Origin of the sequence: Kitasatospora sp. NPDC058965 (assembly GCF_042741245.1) — a bacterium.
Taxonomy (GTDB): Bacteria; Actinomycetota; Actinomycetes; order Streptomycetales; family Streptomycetaceae; genus Kitasatospora.
Map to the genome: position 1 here is coordinate 1 of NZ_JBHYKG010000475.1, position 4,615 is coordinate 4,615.

General features: G+C 74.5%; 5 protein-coding genes. All 5 read right to left on the reverse strand.

What is annotated here, in order from left to right; translation table 11 throughout:
• On the reverse strand, positions 1 to 883 hold an 883-nt coding region (locus tag ACFW1A_RS38785), incomplete at its 3' end, for a hypothetical protein (protein WP_380418103.1).
• 101 nt (positions 884 to 984) lie between these two features.
• Positions 985 to 2,349, reverse strand: coding sequence for an LLM class flavin-dependent oxidoreductase (locus ACFW1A_RS38790; RefSeq protein ID WP_380418105.1), 1,365 nt, complete (start codon positions 2,347 to 2,349; stop codon positions 985 to 987).
• Positions 2,350 to 2,472: 123 nt separating this feature from the next.
• A complete protein-coding gene (locus ACFW1A_RS38795) occupies positions 2,473 to 2,970 on the reverse strand; it encodes a flavin reductase family protein (RefSeq protein WP_380418107.1) in 498 nt (165 codons plus the stop codon).
• A complete protein-coding gene (locus tag ACFW1A_RS38800; protein ID WP_380418109.1) occupies positions 2,967 to 3,839 on the reverse strand; it encodes an ABC transporter ATP-binding protein in 873 nt (290 codons plus the stop codon). The genes ACFW1A_RS38795 and ACFW1A_RS38800 overlap by 4 nt, the downstream gene beginning before the upstream one ends.
• Before the next feature lie 13 nt (positions 3,840 to 3,852).
• A partial coding sequence (locus ACFW1A_RS38805; protein ID WP_380418111.1) for an ABC transporter permease occupies positions 3,853 to 4,615 on the reverse strand: 763 nt, incomplete at its 5' end.

The window sequence follows — 4,615 nt, forward strand, 5'->3', positions numbered from 1 at the left end:
GGGGGCCCCCCCCCCCCGCGCGGGGCGGCCCCGCGGGGCGGGGGCGGCGGCGCCCCGGGGGGGGCGGGGTCGGGGTGGGCGTGGGCGTCGGCGTCGGCGTCGGCGTGGCGCCCTGGCAGACGACCGAGACCTCGCCGAGGCGCGCGTGGGTGACCTTGCCCTGGTACTCCTGGTGGCCCGTCAGGTCGTTGAAGGTGCCGGAGACGTCGATGTCCAGCCAGGCCTCGGCGGTGTACTGGGCCGCCTGGGCCGCCGGGTCCTCGTGGCGGGTGACGGTGACGTCCAGGGTGCTGGGACCGATGTCGGGCACGCCGAGGTCGGTGCCGGTGATCCGGAGGGTGGTGGTGCCCACCCCGACCGTCTGGCCGAGCACCGTGATCTCCCCGCCGTTGGTGCGGTTGTACGCGAGCGCCTGCACCAGGTACGGCGGCGGCACGCACTGGGCGTAGGAGTCCAGCGAGGCCACCGTGCCGGCCTCGACCGGGCCGAAACTGATCAACTTCTTGGAGTTGAACATCACGCTGAGGGCCGTCAGCTGCGCCTGCGCGTAGTAGCGGGCAGTGTCGGTGCCGGTCTGCGTCACCTTGGTGGCGATGGAGATCCGGGACAGCATGCCGTCCGGGTCGCTGGTGAAGTCGGCGGCGTTCGCGTCGGGCACGGTGGTGGAGTGCGCGGTCCCGTACCGGCCGCTGTAGGCGGTCAGACCGATCGCCGGCACGTCCTGGCTGGTGAGCTGTACCAGGGTCGCGCTGGCCAGGTCCCCCGGCGCGGCCGCGGCGGACCCCGGGCCGGTCAGCAGCAGGGCGACCGCCGTGGCGGTCCCGGCGGCGGCGACGACCGCCGTGGCGGCGCGCAGCCGTGGCGCGCGGTTCAGTGTGGTCACGTCATAGTGTTAACAGTGCGTCACCGTCCGCCTCCGCAGGCACGCCAGACGATGCCCCGTCCGGCGGGCAGCCGCCGGACGGGGCATCGCCCGACATCGCGTCAGGCCACCGCGATCGGCTCGCGCCGTGAGCCCGCGCCCTCGGTGAACCGGTTGGCCGGGCGGGCCAGGCCGTAGTGGTCACGCAGCGTGGTTCCGGTGTACTCGGTGCGGAACAGGCCTCGCTCGCGCAGGATCGGGACCACCCGCTCGGCGAAGACCTCCAGGCCCGAGGGCAGCACCGCCGGCATGATGTTGAAGCCGTCCGCCGCCCCCTGCCGGAACCACTGCTCGATGGTGTCGGCCACCTGCTCCGCGGTACCCGAGAAGGTGCGGTGGCCGCGCCCGCCGCCGAGTCGGGCGATCAGCTGTCGGGCCGTCAGCTGCTCCCGCCGGGCCAGCTCCACGATCAGCGTGTAGCGGCTCTTGGCGCCCTCGATCAGCTCCTCCTCCGGCAGGTCGGCCGGCAGCTGCCGGTCCAGCGGCAGCTGGTCGGGCGTCAGGCCGAGCAGGCCCGCCAGCTGGCGCTGGGCGAACTCGGGGCGGATCAGCCGGTCCAGCTCCGCCTCCAGCTCGCGGGCCTCGGCCTCGGTGTCGCCGATGACCGGCACGATGCCGGGCAGGATCTTCACCTGCTCCGGGTCGCGGCCGAAGGCGGCGGCGCGGCGCTTCACGTCGGCGTAGAAGTCCTGGCCCTCGGCGAGCGTCGGCTGCGCGGTGAAGACCGCCTCGGCCCAGCGGGCCGCGAAGTCCTTGCCGCTCTCGCTGGACCCCGCCTGCACCAGCAGCGGGTGGCCCTGCGGCGAGCGCGGCACGTTGAGTGCGCCCTCCACCTTGAAGTACCGGCCCGCGAAGCCGATCGGGTGGACCCGGTCGGCCAGCGCGTGCACGCCGCGCTCCTTGTCGGCCACCACGGCGTCGTCCTGCCAGCTGTCCCAGAGCAGGGTCGACACCTCCAGGAACTCGTCGGCGCGCTCGTACCGCTCGGCGTGCGCGGGCTGGGCCTCCAGGCCGAAGTTCCGAGCGGCGGCGTCACCGGCGGTGGTGACGATGTTCCAGCCGGCGCGGCCGCCGGAGATGTGGTCCAGCGAGTTGAACCGGCGGGCCAGGTTGTACGGGTCGTTGTAGCTGGTGGAGGCGGTGGCGATCAGGCCGATCCGACTGGTCGCGCCGGCCAGCGCCGCCAGCAGCAGGGTGGGCTCCAGCCGACCGCTCGGCCGCTGGCCCACGTCGCCCCACAGGGCCGGGGCGTCGGCGAGGAAGACGGAGTCGAAGGTGGCCGCCTCCGCGATCCGGGCGAGGTTCTGGTGGTAGGCGAGGTCGATGTGGGCCAGCGGGTCGGACTGCGGCAGCCGCCAGGAGGCCTCGTGGTGGCCGGTGTCGAGGATGAACAGGTTGAAGTGCAGCTGGCGCTCGGCCGAGGTCATGGTCGGGTTTCCGTTCGGTGGCGGAGGGGCGGTGAGGAGGGTCGGCGGTGTGGAGGGTCGACGGGGAGGAGGGTCGACGGGGAGGGAAAGCGGCCACGGGCCGGCACGGGTGACGCGGCGCCGCTACGGCGCCGGGTGGTACCGCCCGTCGTGGTACAGCAGGGGCCGGCCGGCCGGTGGCAGCCAGGCCTGCTCGACCCGGGCGAGGACCAGGCGGTGGTCACCGGCGGTCACCAACTGCTCGATCCGCACGGTGAGTCGGCCGGCCGTCCCGTCCAGGGCGGGCTCGCCGCCGGACAGCCGGTGCCAGCGGGTCGGCTCGGCGAAGCGGTCGATCCCGCTGGTGGCGAACCGCCGGGCGAGCGGCTCCTGGTCGTCCCCGAGGAAGTTGACCACCGCCGTCCCGGCGTCGCGCAGGTGCGGCCAGCTGGAGGAGCCGGTGGCGATGCCGAAGGAGACCAGCGGCGGATCGAGTGAGAGCGAGGTGAGCGAGGTCGCGGTGAAGCCGGCCGGACCGCGCCCGGCATCGACGGTGATCACCACCACGCCCGCCGGATGGCGGCGGAACGCCTGCCGGAAGAGCTCGGGCGGCACGGCGGCGGCGGGCAGCAGGTCGGTCACCGCTCCTCCCCCGCCGCGTCGTCCACCACGCCCAGCTCGGCCAGCAGGACCGCCCGCAGCGCGGCGAACTCCGGGTGGCTGCGGGAGCGTTCCGCGGGCAGCCCGACCTCGTGCACGGCGCCCAGCCGGCCCTCGGTGAGCACCACCACCCGGTCGGCGAGCAGCACCGCCTCGTCCACGTCGTGGGTGACCAGCAGCACGGCCGGCCGGTGCCGTCGGCACAGGCGGCGCAGCAGGTCGTGCATCCGGATCCGGGTGAGCGCGTCGAGCGCACCGAACGGCTCGTCCAGCAGCAGCAGTTCGGGCTCGCGCACCAGCGCGCGGGCGAGCGCGGCGCGCTGTGCCTCGCCGCCGGACAGGGTGACCGGCCAGGCGTCGGCGTGCCGCTCCAGGCCGACCTCGGCCAGCGCGGCCAGCCCCTGGGCCCGGTTCTCGGCGCGGGTGCCGGGCAGGCCCAGCACCACGTTGTCGAGCACCCGCTTCCAGGGCTGCAGGCGCGGGTCCTGGAAGACCACCGAGCGGCGCTGCGGTACCAGCAACCGGCCCCGGAAATCCGGGTCGAGGCCGGCCATGGCGCGCAGCAGGGTGCTCTTCCCGGAGCCGCTGCGGCCCAGCAGGGCGACGAACTCCCCGCGCCGGATCCGCAGGTCGATGCCGGAGAGCACCTCCCGACCCTCGAAGGACCGGTGCAGGTCGCGGGCCAGCACGGCCGGGTCCGCGGCGGTGGCGGGGTCGGCCGCGGTGGCCGGGTCCGCGGCCGTGGCCGGGTGGGCCGTGGCCCGGAGGTCGGCGCCGGCGTCAGCGGCCGTGTCGGCGACAGTGGCGGCGGCAGCAGCACCGGTGGTCCCGGTGTCAGTGGCGGTCGTCATGGTTCAACTCCCCTCAGTTCCCGTCGAATCCGCGCCGCCAGCGGAGCAGTCGGCGCTCCAGCAGGCGGACCACGGCGTCGGCGGCCAGGCCCAGCAGTCCGTAGATCAGCAGGCCGAGCACGATGATGTCGGTGCGGTACCAGGCCTGGGCCTGGTTCATCAGGTAGCCGATGCCGCTGGTGGCGTTCAGCTGTTCGGCGATGATGATGACCAGCCAGGAGCTGGTGAGCGCGAAGCGCAGGCCGACCAGGAAGCCGGGGACCGCGCCGGGCAGCACGACGTGGCGGACCAGCGCCAGCCGGCCGAGCCCCAGCACCCGGGCCGACTCCACCAGCCGGCTCTCCACCCCGCGGATGCCGGCGTAGGTGTTCAGGTAGACCGGGAACACGGTGGCGAACACCACCAGCGCGACCTTGGGCTCCTCCCCCACGCCGAACCAGATGATCACCAGCGGCAGCAGCCCGAGCACCGGCAGCGAGCGCAGCACCTGGAGGGTGGAGTCCACCAGCTCCTCGCCCAGCCGGAACATCCCGGCGGCGACCGCCAGCAGCACGCCGAGCGTCACCCCGATCGCCAGGCCCTCCGCGACCCGCTGCAGCGAGGCGAGCAGGTTGGTCGCCAACTCCCCGGTGCGGGCCAGCTCCCACCCCGCGGCCAGCACCTGGCCCGGGGTGGCGAGCACCCGCTGGTCGATCTCGCCGAGGCTGCCGAGGTTCTGGGTGCCGAAGCCGACCAGGCCGTGGAAGGAGAGCGCGGCCGCCACACCGGCGCAGCAG